We start from the raw sequence: 22,307 nt of genomic DNA, 5'->3' as shown, positions 1-22,307 counted from the left end.
TACTATTTTAATTATGTTTGTAATTCAAAAGCCTTATTAATGCTCAAATCACCTGTTCTACATATTTTTTTGCTGTTCATTTCTTTCAATATCTCTGCGCAAGAGTTAACAGATACGATGTTTCGCGCGGATCAACCAAGCAAGATAGTCAGAACACGGATAAATAGAGACACAGTTATTCCCGAAACTCATATAACGTCATGGGTGTACAGCAGAACGTTTCAAAAAATAGAAGCACCTTTCGATACGGCTCAAATAAATTTCGTGTATATCGAGCCGGTAAAAGAGTCTAATATTTTTAATGTTAGCTTGGGCGAAATTGGACAACCTGTTTTATATGCCGAATTTGATAAGCGAATTAAAAACAATCTTTTACATTGGTCGGTGCAATGCTTTAAGCCCTACATAGTTACGCATCGTGATGTTGCGGTTTATAATACAAAATCACCATACACCAGACTTTACTACGTTAGCGGAAGTAATAAATATCAACAGTTTCACTTTGTTCATACACAGAATGTTAATCGTAATATTAACTTAGGATTAAAATACAATATTTATTCAACCGAAGGGTTTTTACTTTCACAAATGTCTCGAAATAGGTTAGGTTCCTTTTGGTTTGATATTCAGAACTATCGTTATCGGAATTTTACTACAGTTAATTTCCATACCATTAAAATTGATAACAATGGAGGGATTGTTGATGGTAGCTATATTTTTGATTCAACAGGCGTAGAGCTACGCAGAATGCCAACACGACTTACTAATGCAGGAAATGATATCAACCTGTTCAACGGATTGATGAATCACGAGTTTGCTATAGTGCAGGGAGATGAAAGGATAGCATTTTTTGAGGCTGGAATAAAGCACGAAATGATGTACTACAAAACACAAAGAAAATATTACGATCCCTCTAAAACCACATATTTGGATGTCACAAATACAGAGGTTGATTTTTTTACCAATAGATTTAATAAAAGAGGGACCTCCGATACTTTGTCTGTAAGAGAAATGACGAATAATGCGGGATTGTTTGTCAATATAGGAAAGAATAAAAGCCTGCAAATCAGCACTTTAGTAAAAAATAGACGGGAGCTTTACAACAATTATTATTCAGATACACTTTTTGAGTACAATAATGATACTGTAATTAAAACCTTTTATTCCATACACAGACTTTCTGGCAATTTTTTTAAAAACACATTGACTTTTTCATACGAAATATCAAGCGGTATCAGCAAAGGATATAGGAAAGAGGATTATAACACATATTTTGAAATAAACTACAGACATAGTCTCTTTTCCGATACAGCAACCGTAAGTTTGAACGCCGAAAAAAGTAAAACCACGCCCGACTATTTTCTTCAAAACTACTATTCAAATCACTATAAGTGGCAAAATCGTTGGGCTCCCCAGGAGCACTTTGGAATAGGTTTTCAATGGAGTTTCCCAAAACATCAAATAGACTTTTCGGTTAAATCGAACATAATAAAAAACTACTTATGGGTTGATAATCAGCAAGAATGGAATATTTACAGTGATAATCTCGATGTCTTGGGTGTAGGAGTCGAAAAAACACAGAAAATCTGGAAATATTTCTCTATCCGTGCGAAGTTGTTGTATCAAAATTCAAATGACACAATTATAGATATACCGCAATTTGCAGCTTCAACCACAATTTTATTCAATACTCCGCTTAACTTTAAAAGCACGGGTGGGCACGCAAACCTGAATGTTGGTATCGACTGTTGGTTTAACACACAATATTATTTACCGGATTTTGATCCAGCGTTAAATCAGTATTTTATGCAACGCGAAAAAAAATATGGGAACTACCCTCTTGTTGACATTTTTGCCAGCGCACATATAAAGAGATTAGTTTTATTTGTTAGATTTGAGCATCTTACATCATTAGCAACAAAAACAACGTATCTTAATGCTTTCAACTATCCCATAAGGGCATTTAATATAAAGTTCGGTGTTAGCTGGACATTTTACGATTAAAACAGAACAACATGTATAAAAAAATACTTCTTTTTGGAATACCGTTGGCTTTGATAGTGGTTGCGTATCTGATTTTCGGAAGAGAAACAACCGTTGATACAGCAAGCTTGACATTCACTGTTAGTCCGTCACAATTTGACATTATTGTGACTACGACGGGAGAACTTCAAGCTGAAAACTCTGAGGAGATTATGGGACCAGAGGGATTGAGACGGGCTAGAATTTACACCGTTAAAATAACCGATTTGATACCAGAAGGCACCGTTGTCGATTCTGGCGATTATGTGGCTTCACTTGATAGAACAGAGTTAACAAGATTGTTGAAAGAGAATGAGCTTGAAATACAGAAAGTTGAAAATCAACTTAAGTCAACCGAGTTGGATACAACTTTGTCGTTGCGAGGCTCGCGCGAGGAACTTGTAAATCTGAAGTTTGCCTATGAAGAGGGTAAGATTAAACTGGAGCAATCAAAATTTGAACCACCGGCAACAATACGTCAAGCCGAAATCGATCTGTTAAAATCTGAACGGTCGTTTGAACAGGCTGTTGAGAATTATGAAATAAAAACAGAACAGGCTGTTACGAAAATGAAAGAGGTTGAAAGTCAGCTTGCTAAAGTAAGACAAACCACGCAAGATTTGTTAGATATTGCAAATCAGTTTACTGTGCTGGCTCCGAAAAAGGGCATGGTAATTTACAAAAAAGAGTGGGGAGGACGTAAACGTCAGGTTGGCTCGGAGATAAATCCGTGGGATCCTGGTGTGGCAACCCTGCCTGACTTGTCAAAGCTAATATCGAAAGTCTATATTAATGAGGTTGATATAAGTAAAGTAAAAGTTGGTCAGGAGGCGATGATTGGAATTGACGCTTTCCCCGATAAAAAAATTAAGGGAGAGGTAATAAAGGTAGCTAATGTCGGAGAACAAAAGCCCAACAGTGATGCAAAAGTGTTTGAAGTTCAAATCCGTCTCGAACATTCAGATTCGATATTAAAACCCTCAATGACAACATCAAACCAAATATTTGTAAATTCGTTCGATTCGGTTCTTTTTGTTCCGATAGATGCGGTATTTGCCGACAAAGGACAAGTGGTAGTTTACAAAAAACGTTCAGGGAGTTTTAAAAAAACTGAAGTAAAAACAGGCGAATCAAACGAAAATTTTGTAGTAATTACAGAAGGAGTTGAAGCTGGCGATATTATTTCGTTAAATCGCCAAGAGTAAATAGCGAAAACAGCATGGAGAGCGAAAATAAAAAAGCGAAAATTTTTGGGATACCTCGTAAAGAGATTGACCTGTTTTGGCTCGATTTAGGCATTGCTGTTGAATCAATATTGGCTAACAAAATAAGGTCATTCTTAACGGCTTTAGGAATTATTTTCGGTGTTGCCGCTGTTGTTGCAATGCTTGCTATCGGCAATGGAGCTCAACAGGAGATTTTAGAACAGATGAAGATGGTTGGTGTCAATAATATAATTGTTGTGCCAAAAGTTGTTGAACAAGCTGAAGATAGCGATAAAACCAAAATTGCAAGCAAAAACTCGCCCGGGCTTACACTAAAAGATGTTAAAAGCATTGTAGAGATTGTTCCCAATCTGGCTCATGCGTGTGCACAAGTCTCGGTTGAGACATACGCAATGGCAGAAGGCAGACAAATTCCCGTAAAACTGACAGGTACCGATTTTGTTTATTTTGATTTGTTTGGTGTGGAGATTGCCGAAGGCTCATTTTTTAATGAAAGACATCAGAATAACAATCTTTCAGTTTGCGTTATTAGTGAGGGACTAGGAAAAAAACTCTTTAAAGGAAATTCGCCAATAGGTATGCAAATCAAAAGTCGTAATGAGTGGTTTCACATCATGGGAACTTACAAAGAGGTTGCAACCAAATCCGACTTGGAAGATATGGGCGTAGAGACCTCAAGTTCAGTGGTTTATATTCCTGTTGAAACAATGTTGTTGCGAATTGTAAACAGAAGTAGTGTTACGCAAGAGCAGATAAAAGCAGCTGCCGAAAAAAGGGACGATGACAGAGAAACAACAAGTACTGAAATTGCACAAATAAATACAAATCAGTTAGATAAAATAATTTTGAGTGTTTCTGATAGTAAATATCTCGACAATGTTCGAAATTTATTGGATAGAATACTATTTCGTCGTCACAATCAAGTAGCTGATTATGAAATCATTGTTCCCGAACTACTTTTAAAGCAGCAACAACGTACACGTGATATTTTTAATTTGGTTTTAGGGGCAATTGCAGGAATATCCCTTTTGGTCGGGGGTATTGGCATTATGAATATTATGTTAGCAAATGTTATGGAGCGGGTAAAAGAGATAGGAATACGCATGGCTGTTGGTGCGCGTAAGCGCGACATTGTTCTGCAATTTATTTCAGAAGCCTCATTAATTAGCCTTTTCGGAGGTTTTATCGGTGTTATTCTTGGTTTTGTAGGTGCAGGATTAGTAACTAAATTTGCCGATATCAAAACGGTTGTAACAACCAGTTCGGTAATAATTTCGTTTGCTATTAGTGTTGGCGTTGGAATAGCATTTGGATATCTTCCAGCTAAACGGGCAGCGGAGCAAGATCCGATAGTATCACTAAGAAGCGAGTAACTGGCAATGTGTAATTAGCAATTAGCAATGAACAATTGTTAATAGGATGATTATCAAATTAATATCCGTGAATATAAACAAGTTGTGTGCGTTTTGAAATAACAGTAAAGTATAGCTAACAAGTAGAAAGTATATATGAATACACAGGAATTTAAGTTAAAACTTAGAGCTTTGATGGGTGCAGATGATTCATTAAGACCTTTTGTTTGTGATGGAAATCCATTAAAATCTGAAATTTTTATTGTTGGAATTAATCCAGCAACTAAAATGGATTGCAGTTTTTGGGATTATTATCAAGATGATTATTTTGACAAATCGAGTTGGTTAAAAAGTTATCTAAATGAACGAAAAGGTAAAAGGACAAAATACAGTCCGACTAGATCTAAAATTGAATTTTTGATTAATAATGTGTTTTCGGAATATTTATGTTTAGAGACAAACATTTACTCAAAGCCCTCATATTCAGTTAATCAGTTAGATGAAGGTTCAAGAAAAACGGATATTTTTGATTTTTTATTTACTACAATTAGGCCAAAGGCTTTGTTTATACATGGGAGCGACCCTGCTGAATTTATTAAACGAGAGCTTGGCGTTAGATTTGGACTAAATAAGCCCATTGTTGCTAAATACGAGACCATGAATAGGATCTCTCCTCTTGAGATTGAATGGAGATTTGGGAAAGTTTATGTTTGTGCAACAAAACATTTAAGACTTATTAAGCAAGATGAGATATCTGCTGCTGCTAGCTCTCTGATAGACATGATGAGAAGGTAACTGAGGTCAGCTTTGGATATAATTGATAAGGATTTTACTAAGTAGTTAAATCCATTTCGAGCTATATAGATGCTATTTCCTAAATTATTTCGAAAATTTGACACAAATAGCTACTTTTGTACTATCCTGTGATTTTTCTGTTTTCATTATGAACATATTATTATAAAACGGATTTAAAATGAACCAACAAGCTCTCACATCACTTTTCGAGCAATTTAATTCAAAACGTATAGCAATTATTGGTGATGTAATGATAGATTCATATTTATGGGGAAAAGCCGAAAGAATATCGCCAGAGGCACCTGTACCGGTGGTTTCTGTTACCAAACGAGAAAATCGTATGGGAGGAGCTGCTAACGTTGCTATCAATATAAAATCGCTTGGAGCTGAGCCAATTATGATTGCAATTATTGGAGACGATATCAAGGGAGAGGAGTTTTTAAAGTTGATGAAAAAAGCTGAGATAGAGCAGTCAGGAATACTGATTTCAGACAGCCGTAAAACAACTGTAAAACACCGTGTTATATCTTCGAATCAGCACCTACTAAGAATTGATGATGAAGAATCAAATCCGTTGGACAAAAATCTGGAAGAGAAATTTATCTCACATTGTTTAAGTATGCTTAAACAATTCAAACCCGATGCTATTGTTTTTGAAGATTATGACAAGGGGAACGTTACTCCGCTAATTATCAGTAAGGTCGTTCAATTTGCAAATGAAAACAATATACCAACTTTAGTAGATCCTAAAAAGCGCAATTTCGAGCACTATAAAAATGTTACCTTGTTTAAACCTAATTTCAAAGAGTTAGTTGAGGGAATGAAACTTGAAGGAGTTCCTAGAAACAGTTCAAAAGCGGTTGCAGATGCTGCAAACAGTCTGTTGAAACATCTAAATGCAACCTATGTAATGGTAACACTATCAGAGCATGGTGTTTTGATTACTAATGGAAAGGAATACTTTCATATGCCTGCCCAAAAGCGCGAAATATCCGATGTTAGTGGAGCCGGTGATACCGTGATAAGTGTTTCGGCAGTTGCGTTAGCGTGTGGTATAAAAGCTGATGTAGTTGCCACCATTGCTAACATAGCAGGGGGATTGGTTTGTGAAAAACCGGGAGTCGTTCCAATTGAAAAAGAGAGTCTTTTGTCAGAAAGCATTGAGTATTTTGAAACGCAAGAGTAGTACAAACACTAAATAACATAGCCATCATGAATAAAACTTTAATAATCCTTTTATTGCTTGTCACAACAACACTTTTGGGGCAAACAAATCATCGCGATTCGATAGATGTTTTACACTATAATTTGCATATAGATATAACGCAAATCCCTCAAACAACTATAAGTGGCAAAGCAATTATTGAGTTTAGCCCACTTTTTAACTATTCGGATAATTTTGGTTTTGATTTACAGAAACTGACAGTTGACAGTGTCAAGTTTAACGGCAATGTTGTTGATTTTCAACACACAAATGATGTAGTGCGTTTTGTTACAACTCAAAACTATAATGTTACAGACACCTTATCAGCAGAGATATATTATCAAGGCGTTCCAGCCAAAGACCCGTCAGGTTGGGGAGGCTTTTATTTCAATTCGGGGCAAGCTTTTAATCTTGGTGTAGGCATGAGAGTTAATCCGCATGTTTACGGACGTTGCTGGTATCCATGTATTGACAATTTTACCGATAAAGCAACCTACGATTTCTACATCACAACAATTCCATCACATACAGCAACTTGTGGAGGAGTGTTCCAAAGTGTGGCTCCCGATGCCAACGGAAATAAAGTTTGGCATTGGAAAATTGAACAGCCGGTCGCAACTTATATCACTAGTGTTGTTGTAGGAGAATTAGAGAAAGTTGAGTTTTCGTATCAAGGTTTAAATGGTCAAATCCCAATTGATATTTATTGTAAACCATCGCAAGTATCTTCCGCAACTACTGCTTTTGCCGATGTGCCATTAATGCTTCAGATATATGAAAATGCTTTTGGACCATATCCATATCCTCGTGCGGGATATACAGTAGTAAATTTCAACAGTGGAGCCATGGAACACGTTATGAACATAGCTTATCCAAATGATGCGTTAACCACCTCATTGTCAAGTCAAACCCTTATGGCTCACGAGCTATCACACATGTGGTTTGGCAATAGCGTAACATGTGCAACCGCCGAAGATATGTGGATGAACGAAGGCTGGGCAACCTTTTGCGAAGGAATTTTTGTAGAGGGAAGAGATGGATATGAAGAAGGGAAAAATTATTTTCTCGATAATCATAGATATGCATTGACCTCCGCCCATACAAACGATGGAGGATTTATTCCTCTATACGGTGTTAGTCACGAAAACACTTATGGTACAACAGTTTACAAAAAAGGTGCTGATTTTGTCCGCTCTTTGCGTGGATATTTAGGCGACTCTGTTTTTTTCGCAGCCGTAAAGTTGTGGTTTTCAGAAAATGCACATACATCTAAAAATACTTACCAGTTACGCGATTTTTTAACAGAAAAAACAGGGACAGATCTTACTCCATTTTTTGACACTTGGATATTTAATTCAGGCTTCCCTCACTATGCAATCTCTAATTTCTCTACAGAAGGTAATCAGGCTACTGTCGAAATAACGCAAAGTCGTTTAGGTGGCAGATATATAGGGAACGCAAATAAGGTAAATGTTTCATTTTTTCAATCTCCCGAGGTTTACGAAACTCATTTAATTGAGTTTGATGGTAAGAGTGGAACATCAACATTTAATTTACCGTTTAACGCCAAGTACGCAATTGTCGACTACAATTCGCTTTTAGCTGATGCCACAATCAAAAATGAATATATGCTTTATGGTCAACAGCAATCGTTTAGTAGTCAGTCGTTTATTGTTTATCCGCAAACAACAACCGACTCGGCATGGATACATGTAACCTACAATTTTGTTAAACCCGAAGAGCACGGACAGATATTCGATGGGATAGAACTTACACCACACTATTATTGGACAATTAATATGGAGTCGTATGGAAATTTTCGTGGTCGTGCCCGATTTAATCATACAACATCTCAAAATCCCGCTGATAGCGTATGGAAACCTGAACCAAATGATAGAATAGAGATGTTATACCGTGCACTCCCTTCCCAACCATGGACAAAAATTGATATTCAGAATTATTTATCTTGGATGGGTGGATATGCGTTTGTTGACAGCTTGCGACCGGGAGAATATGCTTTCGGAATTTGGCGATATGACTCAGTGTCAACACCGGCACAACTAGAAAATCAAAAGTGTAAAGTTTTCCCAAATCCAGCAAAAAACAGAGTGACAGTTTTCGTAGGGAACACCAATTGTACTGAGATAGAAATATTCAGTATCAACGGATTACAAATAGAGAAAATTACTTTGGATAATGCAACTTATATTGAAATAGATACAAACAACTACAAAGAGGGAGCTTATATAGTTCGATTTATGAACAAATCAGCACTAATAGAGAGTCGTAAACTGATTATAGCTAAATAATAAATGTGTACATTAACTCTAAACGGAAAGCTAATAAAATACAGGTATTCAAAAAATGAAGGGCTACCAATAGTGTTCCTTCACGGATACCTTGAATCTATGGATGTTTTCACACAATTTATAGATACCTACATGCCCGAAATCCCAACTTTGATATTAGATATTCCCGGACACGGTTGTTCCGAATCAATAGAGAAACATCAAACTATGGAGCAGATTGCTAACCAAGTTGTTTCGTTATTAGATTACTTAAAAATAGAAACATTTATTATTTATGGTCATTCAATGGGAGGATATGTGGCTCAGGCGGTAGTAAAACAGGTTCCACAAAGAGCAAAACTACTAGGACTGCTTCACAGCAACGTTTTTGCTGACAGCACTGAAAAGAGGGAAAATCGCCTACGTGAAGTAGAAGCAATAGAGCAAGGGAAATTACCAACAATAGCGCAACTATTTTTGCCAAAAGTGGTAGCAGATTTTAATTTCCAGCGATTAGTAAGCATTGTTTCGGAGTGGATTGAACGAGTTAAAACCATGCAACCGCAGGGGATAATCTCTTGTTTGTATGCAATGGCGTATCGTCCAGACAATACAGAGATGTTAAATGGCTCAACACCTATTCATTTAATTGGCAGTGATTCGGATCAGTTTTTGACTCAACAAATGATTGATAAAATGACCAAAGGCAGTGCATTGCACGAGGTAACAGTGATAGAAAAGTGTGGGCATGCATCATTCGTAGAACAACCACAACAACTTGCCAGAGCAATCAAAAGGGTTTATAAAGAATTTTGTTGAAAAAGGGGAAATTTATTTTTCTTCAGATGCACATGTAGCTATACATTTGATAACTTGGCTTAATCTCTGGTGTTTCAGCTCATAATACATTTTTTTCCCATCTCTTTGACTTGTAACAATTCCATTATATTTGAGAATACCTAAGTGGTGTGATGTAGCTGACTGTGTTATATTAAGATGCTTTTGAATTTGACTTACAGTCATTTTTTCGTCATTTTGCAAAAGATTAACAATTTCAATACGTAAAGGGTGAGCAAGCGCTTTTAGCATATCGCTTGACCGCTCTAGTAATTCTAAATTTAAAGATATTTTTTCTGTCATTTTACTAAAATTTATACCACAAAGATACAAATTACTATCTGTTATATTTACATATTTAGTTATGTGTTATATAACATATCGTAGCGGAATCCATTTTATACTGTAAAAAATTGCTTTTGCAATAACTTTAGGTAGTTTTATTAACGATTTTTGTATATTAGCAGGGAGAAATCAAAAACATTTGTTTTCCATAACACATAAAACTATTTACCTATGAGAATACTTCTTTTCCCCTTTTCAATAATATATGGGTTAATAGTTAGAGTTCGTAACTTTATGTTTGATCATGGGATAATTAAATCAGCTGATTATAATATTCCCACGATAGGTGTTGGAAACATAACTGTTGGAGGCACAGGCAAGACACCACACGTTGAATATTTAATAAATTTACTTCATAAAACACACAATATTTCAGTTTTATCACGTGGGTATAAGAGAGAAACAAGGGGAATTGTTGAGGCCACTATAGATTCAACAAGTATGGAAATAGGTGACGAACCAAAACAGATAAAACAAAAATTCCCAGACGTATCGGTAATTGTTTCTGCCAGTCGTAGGAAAGCAATTAATAAAATAGTGTCAGGACAGATAGGGAATAATCCCGATGTGATTATTCTTGATGACTCTTATCAGCATAGATATGTAAAGACAGGCGTAACAATTCTTTTAATTGATTATAACAGACCAATATACGAAGATCATATTCTCCCTTACGGAAGATTAAGAGAGTCTGCTGCTGATATTAATAGGGCAAATATTGTTGTGGTAACAAAATCACCAATGGATTTGAAACCTATTGAACGAAGAATTATTTATAAAAACTTAAATCTATATCCATATCAAACACTACTATTTTCGAGTTTGAAATATGGGAAACTTACTCCGCTGTGGGGTAATTCTGATAGTATTCCTGATGATTTTAATATCGAAGATTATACGGTGTTACTTCTTACAGGTATTGCAAATCCAGCACTTTTAAGAAAACATTTGGAAAATAGCTGCAACGAAATTATTGACTTGCGTTATTCGGATCATTATAAATACGGTGATAAAGATATAGCAAGGATTGAGACTGTGTTTGAGAAAATTGAAGCAACAAATAAAATTATTATTACAACCGAAAAAGATGCTGTTCGATTAAAAGATCTTCAAAGTATGAAGGATTCAACACTACCTGTTTTCTATATCCCAATTGAGATTGTTTTTCTCGACAATATGTCGGAAGAGATTGACAGGAAAATAATCTCTTATGTAAAAACAAATAGGGCTCAAAACACTCTAAACCATACAACATGGTATGATTCTTTTGATAAATTATAGTTTTATAATGTCACTAGATACAAAAAAGCCACCTGTCTAAAAAGGTGGCTTTTTTTGTATATTTAAGAATGTTGTCTTAGAATCTAACAACTGCTCCTATTGTAATTGCTCCTGTTGTTGCAAGTTCGTTAAGGCCAACTCCAGCTCCAAATGCGTTATTACTATCTTTCACTTCAACATCTGTTCCACCAATATTAACAGTTTGTTTTAAAGTCGTTTTTACGTATCCGATATTAAAGCCATCGATTTGTGCTAATAAAGATATATTATCGTTCAAATCATATGATACTCCTGGGAAAATAGTAACGCCAACTGCTGACATTTTTGGTCCATCAACTGTGACATTACCAATTGTAGTTTTTGATGAGCCTGAAGCAAACAATACACCACCTTGGAGAAAAACGCCAAACTTATCCATTTTAATAGGATAGTATCTAGCAAAAGGAGTTAATCCAAAACCTGAAGCTTTGTACTCTTCTGCTGGGTCAACAGTTGGGTCTTTTTCTTTACTTGTCATAAAGGAAAGTTCTAAACCAACTTCAAAGTTGTCAGAAAACCCAAATCCGATAATGGGAGCAAAAGCGAAATCAGTCGCTGATGGTTGTTCTACGGTAACTGTACCACTTTTGACCTTACCACTAGTGCTGCCAAAGCTAATTTCACCACCCACAAAAAGTTGTGCATTAGTAAAGCTTGCTAAAGCAAACGTTACAACTGTAAGTAAAAAAATTCTTTTCATAATTCTTCTTAATTTAATTAACAGACTCAGTATTTTTATGTTCATCACTGTGGAGTCTTTTACACAGCTTTAGTTAATGATGCAAATATAACAAAAATATTAGTAATTTGTTTAAATGGTGTTAGAGGTTCTTTATTGTTTTGTTTTTATATTAGTTGTTTAATTTATAATTGAAAAATATTTTTGTTATTTGTTGTACTAAAAAAACAAAAGACTGTTTAATTTTAATAACAGTCTTTTGATGTTTGTGACATAATTAATCAAGTATTGTAACCCAATTATGTTTGTCTGGTAAATCACCATATTGAATTCCCACTAATGTTTCATAAAGTTTTAATGAAATTGGTCCGGGTTTTCCATCTTTACAGAATCTGTAAACGATACCCTTATCCATATCATTAATTTCATTAATGGGTGATATAACTGCTGCTGTACCGCAAGCTCCAACTTCTTCAAATGTCGATAATTCTTCGATATCTACCGGTCGTCTTTCAACCTTTAATCCCATGTCCTCTGCTAGTTGTATAAGGCTCATGTTTGTAATAGATGGTAGAATTGAAGTTGACTTAGGTGTAATATATGTGTTATCCTTAATTGCAAAGAAGTTAGCAGCTCCAATTTCGTCGATATACTTTCTTTCGCACGAGTCGAGATACATTGGCGAGCTATACCCTTGGCTTACTACTTTAACTGTACCGCGTAAGCTTGCTGCGTAGTTTCCGCCAACTTTTAGAGTACCTGTTCCAAGTGGTGCCGCACGGTCACTATCTCTAACTACTGCAATTTTTACAGGGGTAAGACCTCCCTTAAAATATGGACCAACCGGAGTTACAAATATTACAAACATATACTCTTTGGCAGGTTTTACTCCAACTTCTGCTCCTGTTCCTATTAGTAAAGGCCTTATGTACAAAGATGCTCCGTGCCCGTATGGGGGAACAAATCTTTTGTTGAGTTCTATTGTTTTTACTAACATTTCATAGAACAGTTCTAATGGTACTTCTGCCATGTGAGTTCCACGAGCTGAGCGTTGCAATCGTTTTGCATTTTCGTCCCATCTGAACAGACGTATTTTACCATCTTTTCCACAGTATGCTTTCATTCCTTCGAAAGCTTCTTGTCCGTAATGTAGAGCAGAGGCAGCCATATGCATTGGGATATACTCTGAACTTGAGACTTCTATTTCGCCCCATTTTCCATTACGATAATAACAGCGAACATTGTAATCGGTTTTTATATAACCGAATCCAAGTTTGCCCCAATCAATATTATTCTCCATATATTATTGTTTTAAAGTTATCAATACACAAAGATAGCATAATGTATTATAAAAAAAAACTGTTTCGTAACTAGTTTTTATATTCAGTTGCGAAACAGTAGTGCTTTTATGTTGTTACTTTATGAGCCAATTAGGCTAATGCGCCATATTTAATTAAATCGCTTCTGGGAGGTACTATCATAATAGGTGAAGAGGTGTTCAATTTTTCTTCCCTGCTTATCCATTTATTGTATTGTTTAAGCATCATTACGATTATGTCGGCATCAATAAGTTCTGTAAATCTGAATGTTTCAGCTTTGAAAGGTTGTTTTCTCTTAGCTGTTTTAATACCGTAAACCACACCATGCTTGTCTAACATTTTTTTTGTGAAATAGATATTATTTGCCATATCTTTTTTCATAAAAGGATCGGTAATAAACGGTTTTATCATATTAACGTTGCAGTTATAATAACGCGATAGGTATAAAATCCATGCTAACGATTCTTTATACTTTTTGTCGTGGTCAACAGGTACAACTAATTCTTTGTAATAGTCGTGTCGTGGACGTTTACTGGTTACGACGAACGGAATGTTAGACTCTGTTATAATGGAATTAAACACCGAATTTTTATATCGTTTGCCAACAAGAGGGTATCTATACGGCAAAACTACAAGGTTTGCATTTGCTGATTTTATTTCATTAATAACCAATCTTTTTGAGTCTCCAGGTTTTACTAGTGCAATCGCGTCTAATTTGGTGGTTTCTTTAATCTCTTTTGCTTTAGCTTCCATTTTTTCTTTTAAAGTGGCCACTTCATTTGTAGAGACACTCTTTTTTGAACCTAAAAACCCCTTCTTTGTACTGATAATTTTTAGAAGCAAAATACCATTGTTCATCACACGTGCTAACTGAATTGCATGAGCCAGCGAGTACTCTGAACTTTCTGTAAAGTCCCAAGGTACAACAACATATTTCTTTTCTGTATCCATGTCTATTTTTTTATCTATGAACCCTATAAGAATTATTCCGCTAAGTTACGAATATTTTCTAATTGTTTATGCTTATTTACGTCACGTAATTTTTTTGCTGATTGTGTAAAATATTGGTGCTTTGAAATAAATTCAATTTGCACGTTATTCCATTTTTCAATATTGTTTTCAATTGCCTCATTTTCAACAAGTTCTCGAAACAGCATATTGGAAACAGGGACAAAGTCTACTCGACCTAAGTAATCTAAGTCGGCGTCACAAATAATTTCTTCAAGCTTATTTTTTGGCATTGGTGGCATTCTTGTTGCAAATATTAAATCACAAATTTTTGTTATTTGTTCTTCTGAATAGTTATAACGCGGAAGAATCTCTTTTGTTCTCTGAATTCCCAATAATTCATGATCTTTATATCCGCGAGTGTAACCTATATCGTGAAACAGTGCAGCTGTTTTTAGTAATAACAACTCCTCTTCGCTGACCTCTTCACGACGTGCTATTATTTCAACTTGATTGACAACATCTATTGTATGTTTAACATTGTGGTAATATAGATTTTTAGGTAGCTCATGTTCCAAAATATCTAAGATCTCCTCTTCTAAATCGTCGAAACGAATAAAAGCTAACTTAATTTGGAAATCATGATTTGGGACCAATCCTTCCCCTTTAACTGACAAGTGTGGGCGAAATCCTTCAATTACATATAAATCGGCATCGCCCTGATATTTAACAGGAAGTTTTCCATAATATTGGCAAATGAAATAGTCTCGAACTAATTCATAGGTACTGCCTGAAATATTTACTCTATTTAAATCACCGGTAGCTTCAACTCTGCTAGCAATATTAACCGTTTCTCCCCAAATATCGTATTTTAGATCTTTCTCACTTTCAAATTGTGCAAATACGTGACCTGTATGGATACCCATTCTCAGCCCCCATATTTTCTCCTCTTCTTCTGGATATCTGCTTTTTAAATGTATCATATATTGTTGCATTTCAAAAGCTGCTAATACTACTTCAATAGGGTTAGTCCTGTTTTTCTTTGGAATTCCACCAGCGCAAACATATGTGTCGCCAATGGTTTTTATTTTTTTTATATTTAAGTCTTTAACTGTTTCATCGAAATGATAGTAAAATCTATCTAAATCATCAATTAGCTTTTCAGCTTTATCTTGTTCTGTAAGTTTAGAGAACCCAACTACGTTACTAAACAAAACAGTAACCATTTTATACCTAACACCTTTATTTTTTTGCCGTTTATCTGATTCAACATAATCTGATTCTTTTTTTGCCAACGCCATTTCATATCTCTCTTGCTCTTTAATAAAAGCCTCCGTTTTCTCATATAGAAGAGACTTTAGTTTTTTTCGTTCATGGGCAAAACGGAATCTGATACTAAAATAAATCAGCAAAATAAAGCTTATTATAAGAGAAATTCCTAACAGTAAAGCTTTTCCTGTTAATAACGAATTTGTTACAATTAAATGTCCTTGAATTCTTTGACCATCAGGACTAATGTAAACAATATCGTATTTGCCCTTATCTAAGCTTCCCAAATAAAGATTTTCATTGTTGTCTACGAGGAATATTTTATTGTCTCCTAAAACTTCAATATTTGCATTATGTGGGACCTGCAATACAAAAGTATTGTTTTGTACCTCAACAACGCAATTTAATGAGTCGGGTTCTATTCGTACTAACTGATGTGAAAACAGACTAAGTGTATCACAGCAGCATAGCAAAACCAAAAGCAGAACTACAATATGCTTTTTCAAACGTATTTAGGTGTTATGTTACGTAAATCAGACGTTAAAAATAAGATTTTAACAAAATAAACAGAATAATTTTTAATAAATTTTGGCTAACATACTATATTTTTTGATCAAAATAAGGTATTGTGTGAGCAAAGTTTTATCGTACAGCAAAGTATTTTTATTTGACAGGGGCTGATTTTTGAAACAAAACAATTACACCGGATTATTTTTTTGTTTTGTAAGAAAGCATTCCACATGCTGCAGAAATATCTTCACCCCGTGATTTTCTGATTGTAGTGATAATATTGTTATCCGATAATTTATCTCTAAAATATATTAATTTTTCGCTGGGCGAAGGTTTGTAGGGGAGTAGAGGGGTTTCGTGATACCTTATAAGATTAACTCTGCAAAACAGCCCGTTCAGAAGTTTCGTTAATTCTTTTATGTGATTGTCGCTATCATTAATTCCGTCGAACATTATGTATTCGAACGATAATCTGCGTTGTCCCCGCCAATCGTATTTGCGCAATATATTTATTACTGATTTAATGTTGTTTGATTTCTGTACGGGCATCAACTCCTCACGTTCATTTTCAAAAGGAGAGTGTAATGAAATTGCTAAATGACAATTACTTTCTTCGAGAAATCGTGTAAGTTTGTTTGTTATCCCAACAGTAGAGACAGTAATACGTCTTGGACTCCACCCAAAACCCCAATCGCTAGTCAAAACATTACAAGCTTTTAATACTTCATCTAAATTGTCAAAAGGTTCGCCCATTCCCATAAACACAATATTTGTTAATTGGGGAAATTCTGGGAGTGAATATACTTGGTTAACTATTTCGGCAGCCGAAAGGTTTGAATCGAATCCTTGTTGACCAGTCATACAAAATTTACAGCCAAGTTTACAACCCACCTGCGATGATACACATAGTGTGGTCCTATCTTCTTCGGGGATATAAACTGCTTCAACCCCCAATCCTTCCGATGTTTTATACAAATATTTTATTGTTCCATCAATCGATGTTTGGTACATGTCAGGATCTTTAGTTCCGACAACAAAATTATTGTTCAAAATTTTTCTGTGATTAGCAGAGATGTTTGTCATTTTGTCAAAATTCGAAACGCGTTTCTTGTAAATCCATTCAACAATTTGTTGGGATGTATATTTAGGCATTTCAAATTTTGTAATTTCACCGCGAACTTGTTCAGGAGATAGGGCGAGAAGTGTTGTTTGCCGACTCATGTTTTTATTTGCAAAAGTACAAAAATATATTTGTTAGTTGTGTTTTATGAGTTGCATGAATTTCAGTTTGATTTGTTGTGTAGCTATTTATGAAAAAACAGAGTATCTTTGGGCTCAAATAATCAAAAATAACGATGAAACAAGTAAAAAATATTTGCTGTATAGGAGCAGGTTATGTTGGAGGTCCAACAATGGCTACTATTGCACAAAAATGTCCAGAAATAAAGATAACAGTTGTAGATATTAATGCAAAGCGTATTGCCGACTGGCAAACCGATGAGCTGCCAATTTACGAGCCGGGTTTGCTCGAAGTAGTTAAGGAGTCGCGCGGTAGAAATCTGTTTTTTAGTACCGATGTAATTAATGGCATTAAGGAAGCCGAAATGATTTTTATAAGTGTTAATACGCCCACAAAAACATACGGTGTTGGTAAAGGTCGTGCAGCTGACCTTAAGTTTGTGGAATTGTGTGCACGCCAAATAGCAGAATATGCAGAAAGCGATAAAATTGTTGTTGAAAAATCGACAATACCGGTTCGTACTGCAAGTGCAATTAAAACAATTTTGGCGCAAAGCTCGTCGAAAGTTAAGTTTCAGGTTTTGTCAAATCCGGAATTTTTGGCAGAAGGTACCGCAATAAGAGATTTGCAAAACCCCGACAGAGTTTTGATAGGGGGAGACCAAACCCCGGAAGGATTAGAAGCTATCGAAGCACTTACCTCAATATATGCACGTTGGGTTCCACGTGAAAGAATTATACAAACAAACATATGGTCGTCAGAGTTAAGTAAATTAACAGCGAATGCCTTTTTGGCACAAAGAATATCTTCAATCAATAGTATTTCTGCACTTTGTGAAGTAACCGATGCAGATGTTGATGAAGTAGCGAAGGCAATTGGCTCAGACAGTCGTATTGGTCCAAAGTTTTTGAAAAGTTCGGTAGGATTTGGAGGTAGCTGTTTTCAAAAGGATATTTTAAATTTGGTTTATCTATGCGAACACTTTGGTTTACCTGAGGTTGCCGCTTATTGGAATCAGGTAATAATTATGAACGATTATCAGAAACGTCGTTTTGCAGATAAAATAATAAAAACATTGTTCAATACGCTATCAGGGAAAAAAATTGCCATGCTTGGCTGGGCATTTAAAAAAGATACAAACGATACCCGTGAGTCTGCCGCTATTTATGTTTCTGACCATTTAATGGAGGAGCAAGCAGAAATACATGTTTACGATCCCAAAGTTCCGGAGAAAGCAATGCAAAACGACTTGAATAACTTAGGAACGAGATCTTCAGAGGAGAATGAGAGATTATTAAATGTTCATAAGGATCCTTACAAGGCATGCAAAAATGCCCATGCAATAGCAGTAGTAACGGAGTGGGACGAGTTTAAGACCCTTGATTGGAAACGCATATACGATAATATGTTAAAGCCTGCATCGCTTTTCGATGGCCGTAATATATTAAATCACGATGAGTTGAGAAAAATTGGATTTAATGTGTATGCGATAGGAAAGGGCAATGTCGAAAAATAAAAGATTAGATATTAAAAAACAAAATATATAACAATCACAGAGGCTGTTAGAAATATCAGCCTCTGTTTTTTTGTGTTAAACGTCTGATGTTTTGAGAACAATGACATCAGATATTTTTTCAAATTCTTTTATAACCGACATATCGGAAGTGTCGTAAATTGTCAAGCCTTGTTCGGCGGCTTCGCCAACTTCTATAACCAAAGGGATCTGTGCTAAGAGGGATGTTTTTAATTCTTTTGCAAGCATTTCTCCTCCACCTTTGCCGAAAATATAATATTTTTCTTCGGGGTGAGGTTTTGGTGTAAACCACGACATGTTTTCAACTACTCCAAAAATTGGCACGTTTAACTCTTTGTTCCCAAACATCGATGCAGCTTTGCGAGCATCGTTGAGTGCAACCTCTTGTGGAGTTGTAACCATTACTACTCCGTCAAGTTTAAGCTTTTGCATAACGGTTAATTGAATATCTCCTGTACCAGGTGGAAAGTCGGCAATCAGATAGTCAAGTTCGCCCCATTGAGTATTTTCAAACAACTGCAAAATGGCATTTGCTGCCAATGGTCCGCGCCAAATAAGGCCTTGATCTTTTTTAATGAAAAACCCTATTGATATGATTTTCATTCCATATTTTTCGATGGTGAAAAAAGTCTCTTTACCGTTTGATTGTTCCACTAAAGGCTTTTCGTTTTCAATACCCAACATTTTTGGAATTGAGGGACCGTAAATATCAGCATCGACCATGCCTACTTTAAAACCTTGGCGTGCTAATGTAGCAGCCAAATTGACTGATACTGTTGATTTTCCGACACCTCCTTTGCCTGAAGCTACGGCTATAATATGTTTTACGTCGGGAATTTTAATTTTATTAAAATTGTTCATCTTTTTGTTTTATGATATATTAAAAATAAAAAATGTTATTTATATGTCCACTAATTTGCATGCTGTATTTTATTAAAAATCTCTGTTATAATTTTTGAGACTTTTGATTTAGGCTGGTACTCTATAATGCTTTTGCAATTCATCATAGCTTCAACCACTTGTTTGTCAAATGGAATTTTTCCGGCAAATGAGATGTTGTTTTCTTTGCAGTAACTTTCAATTTTGTGCGACATTGATGTATTAAGGTCATATTTATTGATTATTACCCAAGTTTTTAGGTCGAATTTAGATGCTAATTCCACCGTTCGTTTTAAATCGTGTATTCCCGAGAGCGTTGGTTCGGTAACTATAACAACACGGTCAACACCCGTAATTGATGATATTGTAGCACAGCCAATTCCCGGAGGTCCATCAATAATGTGTATTTTAAATTTTCCCTTGATAATTTCGGTTTTGGCTTTTTCGCGTATCATACTAACCAATTTGCCAGAGTTTTCTTCTCCTGGAGCCAATCGTCCATAAACCATTTGCCCATTTCTGAAAGTACCGGCGTACATTCGGCTTTTATCGTTGTCGAGCATAGTTATAGCATTTTCTGGACATATGCGTACACAAAGGTAACACCCATCACATAACGTTTCGTTAATAACTACTCTGTTCTCTTTAGTTGACATGGCATCAAATCGGCAAAAATTGACACAGTAGCCACAGTTTGTGCATTTGTCGTAATCTATTTCGGCTTTTTGACCTGCAATGTATATCTGTTCAAAATTAATTTCGGGCGAAAAAATCAGATACAGGTTGGCTGCATCAACATCGCAATCAGACAAAAAAACTCGTTCAGGAATTGTGGCAAATGCTGCACTCACAAACGATTTCCCTGTCCCCCCTTTACCACTAATTACTGCTATTTCCATATTCATTAATTATTTTATTTACAGTTTTATAAAGAGTATTGCCAAAATTGGTGTTTGTTTTGGCATAAATTTCTCCCTGAGAATATTGTTTTGCTATATCTCTATCGAATGGTATTTCAAGCAATAACGGTATTTTATTTACTTGTAAGTAGTTGTGTATGTCTCGGTAATCATCATCAGCGCGATTAATTACAACCCCGAAATGTTTGTTTAAATCTTTTAATATCTCAATTGATTGTTTTAAGTCGCTTAATCCAAATGGTGTAGGTTCGGTAACTAGAATGATGTAATCGGCACTGTCAACCGTATGAATAAACGGACACGAAGTTCCGGGCGGGGCATCGAAAAGTATAATTCCGCGGTTACCCGACTCTTTAATTGCCCGTTTTATAAGCGGAACAGGAGTATAAACTCCAACTTTAGTGCGCGATTCAATTATTTGTGAATTTTCGCTAATGTCGATAAAGTTAATTTTGCCGAGAGAAACCTCTTTTTCGTTAATAGCCTTAAATTTACATGCCTCGAAACATGCCCCACAGCCGTGACAAAGGTTGTCAAGAACGCTAATTACTTTTTGCTCAGATAAGAAGAAAATAGCATTATAGTTACACCACTCACTACACTTTCCACAATACTTGCACTTTTCAAGGTCGATAATCGGGTTAATCTGTGTTACATCAATTTGTTTGCTTTGTCTTCCGTTGAAAAACAGATTGGAATTAGGCTCTTCTGCATCACAGTCAGTAAGAGTGACTTTATGTCCCTTTTTATCAAGTACATAAAAAAGATTTGTTGAAAAGAATGTTTTGCCTGTCCCTCCCTTTCCACTCGCTATTGCAATTCTCATATTATAAGTAATTATAAGGTTGTTATAGTGTTTCTAACAATGTCTAAAATAAAAAGACAACCCCGAAATTTGTATCCGTATCATAGTATAGTGCAATTTTCGGGGGTAATTTGTCACAGTTTGAAACAATCTTAAGCTGTTATTATCCGCATTGATGACTGCCTCCACGCTTGTGGTCGCAGTAATTTGCAGTTAATTGCAATCGGTTGTTAATAAAATCGTTAACTAACTCTTCGGCAGGTTTCAAAGGTGCGCCAATAAAAACATTGATGTTTTGTTGATGAAACAGGTCAATAGCTTTTTGTCCCATTCCTCCACCGATTACATCAGTAACACCGTGTTGGGCAACCCATTTTGGGTATAGTCCTGGCACATGCTCGGGAGGTGTTAACATTTGTGTGTTTGTAATTTTGCCGTTGTTTACTTCAACAATTGCAAACTGTTGGCAATGTCCGAAATGGGCGCATAGTAGCCCGTTTTCCATAGGAAGTGCAATTTTTTTGTTCATATATCTATATTTTATTGGTTTAACCTCATACGAAAATTACACATTCCGTAATTTCTTCTTTGTGCGTTGGCTTCTGATTGTTCAGTTTGCTCCATAAATCGAAATCCTCTGTTTCGATTGTTTCCTTGCCAACCACCTCTAAAACGACACTGTCTGCCCATACCACCTCCGCGGTAACCACGCCCCATCCCGAGACCTCGTCCCGTTGGCTCTGTTCTATTAAATTCCATCATAATAATTCCTTTCCGCTTTAAAAATTTATATTCTTGGTCTGTCCTAATCATTT

Annotated in this window: 20 protein-coding genes; 9 read left to right on the top strand and 11 right to left on the bottom strand. The window is 35.7% G+C overall.

Annotation, left to right across the window (positions count from 1 at the left end; genetic code table 11):
• Window positions 1-39: 39 nt before the first annotated feature.
• The 7 genes from GX311_04890 (at window position 40) to GX311_04860 (ending at window position 9,706) form a co-directional block, all read left to right on the top strand.
• Window positions 40-2,004 carry a putative porin gene (locus tag GX311_04890; protein NLK15715.1) on the top strand — a complete coding sequence of 655 codons (1,965 nt, stop codon included), beginning with the start codon at window positions 40-42 and terminating at the stop codon, window positions 2,002-2,004.
• 11 nt (window positions 2,005-2,015) lie between these two features.
• Complete coding sequence (locus GX311_04885; GenBank protein NLK15714.1) at window positions 2,016-3,227, top strand: HlyD family efflux transporter periplasmic adaptor subunit; 1,212 nt, start codon at window positions 2,016-2,018, stop codon at window positions 3,225-3,227.
• Between the two features lie 14 nt (window positions 3,228-3,241).
• Window positions 3,242-4,621 carry an FtsX-like permease family protein gene (locus GX311_04880; protein NLK15713.1) on the top strand — a complete coding sequence of 460 codons (1,380 nt, stop codon included), beginning with the start codon at window positions 3,242-3,244 and terminating at the stop codon, window positions 4,619-4,621.
• Between the two features lie 135 nt (window positions 4,622-4,756).
• Window positions 4,757-5,395 carry a hypothetical protein gene (locus GX311_04875; GenBank protein ID NLK15712.1) on the top strand — a complete coding sequence of 213 codons (639 nt, stop codon included), beginning with the start codon at window positions 4,757-4,759 and terminating at the stop codon, window positions 5,393-5,395.
• 178 nt (window positions 5,396-5,573) lie between these two features.
• Window positions 5,574-6,581 carry a D-glycero-beta-D-manno-heptose-7-phosphate kinase gene (locus GX311_04870; GenBank protein ID NLK15711.1) on the top strand — a complete coding sequence of 336 codons (1,008 nt, stop codon included), beginning with the start codon at window positions 5,574-5,576 and terminating at the stop codon, window positions 6,579-6,581.
• A 26-nt stretch (window positions 6,582-6,607) separates the two neighbouring features.
• Window positions 6,608-8,908: a T9SS type A sorting domain-containing protein gene (locus GX311_04865; protein ID NLK15710.1), complete on the top strand. Its 2,301-nt coding sequence runs from the start codon at window positions 6,608-6,610 to the stop codon at window positions 8,906-8,908.
• 3 nt (window positions 8,909-8,911) lie between these two features.
• The gene (locus tag GX311_04860; protein ID NLK15709.1) at window positions 8,912-9,706 is read left to right on the top strand and encodes an alpha/beta hydrolase; all 795 of its coding nucleotides are present in this window, start codon (window positions 8,912-8,914) and stop codon (window positions 9,704-9,706) included.
• A 12-nt stretch (window positions 9,707-9,718) separates the two neighbouring features.
• Here the strand turns inward: GX311_04860 and GX311_04855 are convergent, their stop codons facing one another.
• Window positions 9,719-10,027, bottom strand: a complete 309-nt coding sequence (locus tag GX311_04855; GenBank protein ID NLK15708.1) for a winged helix-turn-helix transcriptional regulator — start codon at window positions 10,025-10,027, stop codon at window positions 9,719-9,721.
• 213 nt (window positions 10,028-10,240) lie between these two features.
• On the opposite strand from GX311_04855, the gene lpxK reads away from it, so the two are divergent.
• Entirely contained in the window at window positions 10,241-11,350 is a 1,110-nt protein-coding gene (gene lpxK, locus GX311_04850) for a tetraacyldisaccharide 4'-kinase (protein ID NLK15707.1), read from the top strand.
• A 76-nt stretch (window positions 11,351-11,426) separates the two neighbouring features.
• On the opposite strand, the gene GX311_04845 is transcribed toward lpxK, so the two are convergent.
• From GX311_04845 to rlmN, 5 genes are all read right to left on the bottom strand, one after another.
• On the bottom strand, window positions 11,427-12,089 hold the full coding sequence (locus GX311_04845; GenBank protein NLK15706.1) for a porin family protein: 663 nt from the start codon (window positions 12,087-12,089) through the stop codon (window positions 11,427-11,429).
• 256 nt (window positions 12,090-12,345) lie between these two features.
• Window positions 12,346-13,368 (bottom strand): branched-chain amino acid aminotransferase, encoded by a 1,023-nt coding sequence (locus GX311_04840; protein ID NLK15705.1) that lies wholly within the window; start codon window positions 13,366-13,368, stop codon window positions 12,346-12,348.
• A 130-nt stretch (window positions 13,369-13,498) separates the two neighbouring features.
• A complete protein-coding gene (locus GX311_04835; protein ID NLK15704.1) occupies window positions 13,499-14,338 on the bottom strand; it encodes a universal stress protein in 840 nt (279 codons plus the stop codon).
• A 32-nt stretch (window positions 14,339-14,370) separates the two neighbouring features.
• Window positions 14,371-16,110: an HD domain-containing protein gene (locus tag GX311_04830; GenBank protein ID NLK15703.1), complete on the bottom strand. Its 1,740-nt coding sequence runs from the start codon at window positions 16,108-16,110 to the stop codon at window positions 14,371-14,373.
• A 202-nt stretch (window positions 16,111-16,312) separates the two neighbouring features.
• Window positions 16,313-17,335, bottom strand: a complete 1,023-nt coding sequence (gene rlmN, locus GX311_04825; GenBank protein NLK15702.1) for a 23S rRNA (adenine(2503)-C(2))-methyltransferase RlmN — start codon at window positions 17,333-17,335, stop codon at window positions 16,313-16,315.
• Window positions 17,336-17,469: 134 nt separating this feature from the next.
• On the opposite strand from rlmN, the gene GX311_04820 reads away from it, so the two are divergent.
• A complete protein-coding gene (locus tag GX311_04820; GenBank protein ID NLK15701.1) occupies window positions 17,470-18,870 on the top strand; it encodes a UDP-glucose 6-dehydrogenase in 1,401 nt (466 codons plus the stop codon).
• Between the two features lie 75 nt (window positions 18,871-18,945).
• Here GX311_04820 and GX311_04815 read toward each other — a convergent pair whose 3' ends face one another.
• The 5 genes from GX311_04815 to GX311_04795 all read right to left on the bottom strand — a co-directional run bounded on the left by GX311_04815 (window position 18,946) and on the right by GX311_04795 (window position 22,305).
• The gene (locus tag GX311_04815) at window positions 18,946-19,749 is read right to left on the bottom strand and encodes an Mrp/NBP35 family ATP-binding protein (protein ID NLK15700.1); all 804 of its coding nucleotides are present in this window, start codon (window positions 19,747-19,749) and stop codon (window positions 18,946-18,948) included.
• Window positions 19,750-19,799: 50 nt separating this feature from the next.
• A complete protein-coding gene (locus tag GX311_04810) occupies window positions 19,800-20,666 on the bottom strand; it encodes a P-loop NTPase (protein ID NLK15699.1) in 867 nt (288 codons plus the stop codon).
• Window positions 20,647-21,513: a P-loop NTPase gene (locus GX311_04805; GenBank protein ID NLK15698.1), complete on the bottom strand. Its 867-nt coding sequence runs from the start codon at window positions 21,511-21,513 to the stop codon at window positions 20,647-20,649. Before GX311_04805 ends, GX311_04810 begins: the two co-directional genes overlap by 20 nt.
• 142 nt (window positions 21,514-21,655) lie before the next feature.
• Window positions 21,656-22,021, bottom strand: coding sequence for an ATPase (locus GX311_04800; protein ID NLK15697.1), 366 nt, complete (start codon window positions 22,019-22,021; stop codon window positions 21,656-21,658).
• A gap of 11 nt (window positions 22,022-22,032) precedes the next feature.
• Window positions 22,033-22,305, bottom strand: coding sequence for a hypothetical protein (locus tag GX311_04795; protein NLK15696.1), 273 nt, complete (start codon window positions 22,303-22,305; stop codon window positions 22,033-22,035).
• Between the last annotated feature and the right edge of the window lie 2 nt (window positions 22,306-22,307).

Source organism: Bacteroidales bacterium (genome assembly GCA_012519055.1).
In the GTDB taxonomy this organism is placed as follows: Bacteria; Bacteroidota; Bacteroidia; order Bacteroidales; family Salinivirgaceae; genus JAAYQU01.
The sequence above is the reverse complement of the archived record's forward strand: the minus strand, read 5'-3'. Positions and strand labels throughout refer to the sequence as shown.

Bases quoted from the DNA above. Each gene is read 5' to 3' on its own strand.
- GX311_04890 (NLK15715.1), top strand. From the start codon at position 40: ATGCTCAAATCACCTGTTCTACATATTTTTTTGCTGTTCATTTCTTTC.
- GX311_04885 (NLK15714.1), top strand. From the start codon at position 2,016: ATGTATAAAAAAATACTTCTTTTTGGAATACCGTTGGCTTTGATAGTG.
- GX311_04880 (NLK15713.1), top strand. From the start codon at position 3,242: ATGGAGAGCGAAAATAAAAAAGCGAAAATTTTTGGGATACCTCGTAAA.
- GX311_04875 (NLK15712.1), top strand. From the start codon at position 4,757: ATGAATACACAGGAATTTAAGTTAAAACTTAGAGCTTTGATGGGTGCA.
- GX311_04870 (NLK15711.1), top strand. From the start codon at position 5,574: ATGAACCAACAAGCTCTCACATCACTTTTCGAGCAATTTAATTCAAAA.
- GX311_04865 (NLK15710.1), top strand. From the start codon at position 6,608: ATGAATAAAACTTTAATAATCCTTTTATTGCTTGTCACAACAACACTT.
- GX311_04860 (NLK15709.1), top strand. From the start codon at position 8,912: ATGTGTACATTAACTCTAAACGGAAAGCTAATAAAATACAGGTATTCA.
- GX311_04855 (NLK15708.1), bottom strand. From the start codon at position 10,027: ATGACAGAAAAAATATCTTTAAATTTAGAATTACTAGAGCGGTCAAGC.
- lpxK (NLK15707.1), top strand. From the start codon at position 10,241: ATGAGAATACTTCTTTTCCCCTTTTCAATAATATATGGGTTAATAGTT.
- GX311_04845 (NLK15706.1), bottom strand. From the start codon at position 12,089: ATGAAAAGAATTTTTTTACTTACAGTTGTAACGTTTGCTTTAGCAAGC.
- GX311_04840 (NLK15705.1), bottom strand. From the start codon at position 13,368: ATGGAGAATAATATTGATTGGGGCAAACTTGGATTCGGTTATATAAAA.
- GX311_04835 (NLK15704.1), bottom strand. From the start codon at position 14,338: ATGGATACAGAAAAGAAATATGTTGTTGTACCTTGGGACTTTACAGAA.
- rlmN (NLK15702.1), bottom strand. From the start codon at position 17,335: ATGAGTCGGCAAACAACACTTCTCGCCCTATCTCCTGAACAAGTTCGC.
- GX311_04820 (NLK15701.1), top strand. From the start codon at position 17,470: ATGAAACAAGTAAAAAATATTTGCTGTATAGGAGCAGGTTATGTTGGA.
- GX311_04815 (NLK15700.1), bottom strand. From the start codon at position 19,749: ATGAACAATTTTAATAAAATTAAAATTCCCGACGTAAAACATATTATA.
- GX311_04810 (NLK15699.1), bottom strand. From the start codon at position 20,666: ATGGAAATAGCAGTAATTAGTGGTAAAGGGGGGACAGGGAAATCGTTT.
- GX311_04805 (NLK15698.1), bottom strand. From the start codon at position 21,513: ATGAGAATTGCAATAGCGAGTGGAAAGGGAGGGACAGGCAAAACATTC.
- GX311_04800 (NLK15697.1), bottom strand. From the start codon at position 22,021: ATGAACAAAAAAATTGCACTTCCTATGGAAAACGGGCTACTATGCGCC.
- GX311_04795 (NLK15696.1), bottom strand. From the start codon at position 22,305: ATGATTAGGACAGACCAAGAATATAAATTTTTAAAGCGGAAAGGAATT.